This window comes from Lentilactobacillus dabitei (genome assembly GCF_019061365.1).
GTDB classification, from domain to species: Bacteria; Bacillota; Bacilli; order Lactobacillales; family Lactobacillaceae; genus Lentilactobacillus; species Lentilactobacillus dabitei.
Genome location: NZ_JAHPPD010000142.1, coordinates 1 through 3875, shown reverse-complemented (window position 1 = coordinate 3875; position 3875 = coordinate 1). Strand labels below are relative to the sequence as shown.

General features: G+C 39.1%; 5 protein-coding genes and 1 pseudogene. All 6 read left to right on the top strand.

From position 1 onward, the window contains the following. Positions 1-693: pseudogene (locus KTE19_RS13095) on the top strand (hypothetical protein); the annotation flags it as partial. 113 nt (positions 694-806) lie between these two features. Further along, a complete protein-coding gene (locus tag KTE19_RS13090) occupies positions 807-1220 on the top strand; it encodes a hypothetical protein (RefSeq protein WP_249778669.1) in 414 nt (137 codons plus the stop codon). Beyond that, entirely contained in the window at positions 1210-1626 is a 417-nt protein-coding gene (locus tag KTE19_RS13085; protein WP_217342464.1) for an SH3 domain-containing protein, read from the top strand. Before KTE19_RS13090 ends, KTE19_RS13085 begins: the two co-directional genes overlap by 11 nt. A 1-nt stretch (position 1627) precedes the next feature. After that, positions 1628-1855 (top strand): CD1375 family protein, encoded by a 228-nt coding sequence (locus tag KTE19_RS13080; protein WP_217342463.1) that lies wholly within the window; start codon positions 1628-1630, stop codon positions 1853-1855. After that, on the top strand, positions 1855-2373 hold the full coding sequence (locus KTE19_RS13075; RefSeq protein WP_217165036.1) for a hypothetical protein: 519 nt from the start codon (positions 1855-1857) through the stop codon (positions 2371-2373). The genes KTE19_RS13080 and KTE19_RS13075 overlap by 1 nt, the downstream gene beginning before the upstream one ends. Then, the gene (locus KTE19_RS13070) at positions 2373-3197 is read left to right on the top strand and encodes a GH25 family lysozyme (protein WP_217165035.1); all 825 of its coding nucleotides are present in this window, start codon (positions 2373-2375) and stop codon (positions 3195-3197) included. Before KTE19_RS13075 ends, KTE19_RS13070 begins: the two co-directional genes overlap by 1 nt. The last annotated feature ends 678 nt before the right edge of the window (positions 3198-3875 follow it).

The window sequence follows — 3875 nt, the reverse complement described above, 5'->3', positions numbered from 1 at the left end:
GCACCAGAAGATAAGGTTACTGATAATAAGAATGGCACAATTGAAGTTAATGGCAGCTCTATTACACCTGCTGACGATTCCCAAGTAGCCCACCTATCTGGTGCTAACAATTTTGATACCGTTCCAACGGTTAATAATAATCCGTTATTACTAGCAAGCAGTTTGCCATCTGACCTAGCACGAACGGGACAGGCTCAAACATTTACAGCTGCACAGACATTCAGTATTGCGCCCACAATTAAGGACGCCTCGAAAGATAAGGGGGATAATCAGGCCGCTACTATGGCCGATTTGAAAAGCGTTGAAGCAAGCGCTTGGCGTCAATTAGACAGTTCACACATCATATTTTCTAATATTGGTGATTCTGGCAATAGTTTTAGTAATTCAGATAAGCTTTGCCTATATAGGATAGATTCTGTTAATAAAAGGATATATATTAGTTTGACAATAATCATTCCCAATGAATCTCGGTATTCTATAAAATTAGATTTTTCGAATATAGTTTCAAGCTTCACAAGTAAAGGACCTGGTCATATGATATCTGATGCTATTTATAATAATCAGGGATACTATACGTATGAATTTAATATTAAAGGAGGAAATATTTCAATTAATATTGACAGTAATGCGGCTTTGGTAACTTCTGGATATCAAAATGACTGCTGGTTTGGATACGACACGTTACTAATATAGATGATTAAGTATCGCTCCTTCGGTGGACTAATCATCAATGTATAAATTATTATGTTAAGCATCTACTTTCAGGTAGGTGTTTTTATTTTACCCAAGCTTAGGAAGTGATAAAAATGCTAAAAAGGATTGGAAAATATTATTCGCATTTATGTTTCGGCTTAGCTTCCTTAATGGCTGGCACGTATATCTTTTTTCATCTGAATTATTTGGATAGCCCAGAAGTTACACCACCACCACCTCCTGGCTTTGCGGAACATGTGGTTTTCGGTGTTGCCGATGATTGGTGGTTTGCCGGATTACTAGTGATTGGCGGGATTGCCCTGCTAAGTGGAGTATTTCTTGATTCAATTACATTAAGGAATGCCGGCATGATTATTATTGCCCCATTGTTTGGTTATCTCGCCTTCGGATTTATGATCCGGGGCGTTTTTGATATTCGCTTTAATTTAACTTGGGTGTTTGCCAGCCTTGCCGTTGCATTGCTGATTGGCACTGCTATGCGAGGTGGAAAACACAATGGATGTTAAACAGGTCGTTGAAGATATGATCAGTTTAGGCGGCCTAGGCGGTCTAGCCACGTTAATTGGAACCATCTGGGCAATCATTCATGAACATAAAAAAGATGAGCGTCAAGATGATGAAGACCGTCGTAAGTTAGCTGACTGGCTGATTCAAAAAGTGAAGGAGACCTCGGACGATGCTATGAAAAATATGCAAAATAAGTATCAAGATTTGAAGGCTGATTTCGACCAATTATCAAAGGAAAAAGACCAAATGCAAAAACAACTAGGCCAACAAATCGCATTGAAAGAGGAAGAAAATCGCAGTTTACGTGAATCCAATCGGCGATTGAAAGAAACCAATCGGGCACTTAAACAGGAAAATGATGAGTATCGCAGTAAATTTGGAATGTTAAATAAAGGAGATCTCTGATATGTTAAAGAAAAACTATTCAACTTTGGCTTTATTGTTTGCTTCTAATGTTTTAGACGGTGGTAAGGATATCGAGAAAGTTCCCACTCAACTCAAAAATGAAGTTAAGGAACTTATCAAATCTTTGGAAGCAGACACCGAAACAGATTTGTTAAGAGCTGATGGTAAAGTCATCAAAGGCGTTGCTAACGATTTGGAAAAAAATGATACCCAGGAGGTGGCCAAATAATGTTCGCAATTTTAACTAAGACTTTTAACTATTTACAATCAACTGGCGTTTTGGCTGCAGGAATTGCTTTTTTGTTAGCGGTTTGGAAAGCCGTTTTACCAATTGCACAAGCACACGTAAAGACCGCTCAACAGAAATTGTTCCTAACAGCCGTTCAAGGATTTGTTGCCCGTTATGCTCAAGTTAAAGCACTGAGTAAATCAGATCGCTTTGCCGCTGTTCTTAATGACGCATTAGACTTCGCAAGCGATCACGGCTACACTTGGGCTAAATCTGATTTGGTAAAGGGAATTATTGAAAGCATTTATCAAGAGTACAAGAGTGCAGGCAAAGATATTGCCCCCGTCATTACTACTCCTAGCTCTGACGTTGTTGAAGATAAGCCTGAATCCGATGCTCAACCAACAACCGATAACACGAATGCCACAGCAGATGCTTCAAAATCAGATAGCACCGATACTGTAGAAAGTGACGGCGCGAGTGATATTGCAAAATTGGAAGGCGAGGTTGAGAAATAATGGCATATCCAATTATTGTTGACACGTCATCTTTTCAATCTGATTCTCTTGCGTTTTTTAACGGTTTAAAACCTTACGGCGTTTCTGGCGCAATGGTCAAGATAAGTGAAGGTGTTAAATATACTTCACCCAAGGCTGCCAATCAAATTGCCAATGCTTATAAGGCATATGGCGTTGTTGGTGTGTATCATTTTTGGCATTATGGCACTAATGAAGCTCAATACTTCCTCGATAAAGTTAAGAAAATGGGGTTAGACAAAACAACTTGGCTGGCGATTGATGTGGAAGCCCCAGATTTACCGCAAAAATGTACTGCCGGCATCAATAAGTTCCTAGGGTATCTCTATGCCAATGGCTACCACAACTTAATGGTTTATGGATCCACTTCATGGTTTCAGGAAGGCCGGATTAATCAAGCAAAGCTACACAAGTATGCTAAGTTATGGGTAGCGTCTTACGGCACTTCGCAGCCAGGAATTAATCATGTGGATATCTGGCAGTACACTGATCGGTTTAAAGGAATGTCGCTTGATGCCAGCTATGATTTCAAAAATTTATTGAAGTCAAACGGCAAATCAGCCACCCCGATTAAACCAGAATATTACACTGCCAAGGGTCTGTATGAAGTTAAAACGGATTTGATTCATGCTTATAATAAGCTCCCGCTAAAAGGCGATAAAAACAAACGGTATGTGCGTTTGACCAAGGGCAGCCGTTTTTATGGAGTCGCAGTTAAAGACGGTGACATCTACTCACTCAAAACGCAGGTTGGTTATTTAACGGCCAACAAGGATTATGTAGACTTGATTAAAGCAATTAAATAAAGCACGTCAGAAGCCCACCTCGTTAATTCGGGGTGGGCTTTTTCTTTTTGCCAAATCATTAAGGAATTCTAAAGTTGAACTACTGCTTTCCAAATTGTGTACAACGGATAATTATCCCGGCTAAGAAACCAGACCATGTTTCGGATCGACATTACTCATATTTATAAAGAAACGTCACGATTAACGTTTATCCGGTTAATCGTGACGTTTCTTTCAATCATTCATCATTTCATTTTATTATTTATTATGGATGAATATGGTTACCAATTCGACTTGGCCTTGATCTGGCGCTGTGACTCAGCTCCCAATAATTGTAGCCCTCGATGGCTAATCCAATCAAAATACCTAACACGTAGAAAACTAAAATCGTCAACAAGTTCATAACTTGACAGTCCCTTCCTTTGATTATACCGGTCATTGCCTGATCCGGTACCGTCTTGTTAATTTGCTGCAAATCAAGGATAGATTAAAAGTTCAAAAATGGCAATAGGTCATTTGGGGATTTTACAAAATTATTCTCTCAAAATAAATTTGGACAAAAAGAAGTTCAAGCAGCAATTAAAGACTTAGCGTCAAAATAGATATAAGAACAAGCCCACCTGAAGTGCCCTACAATTGTTAGACAAGTAAGTCTAATGATTGTGGGGCTTTTCTTGTGACAAAATATAGTAGTCAATT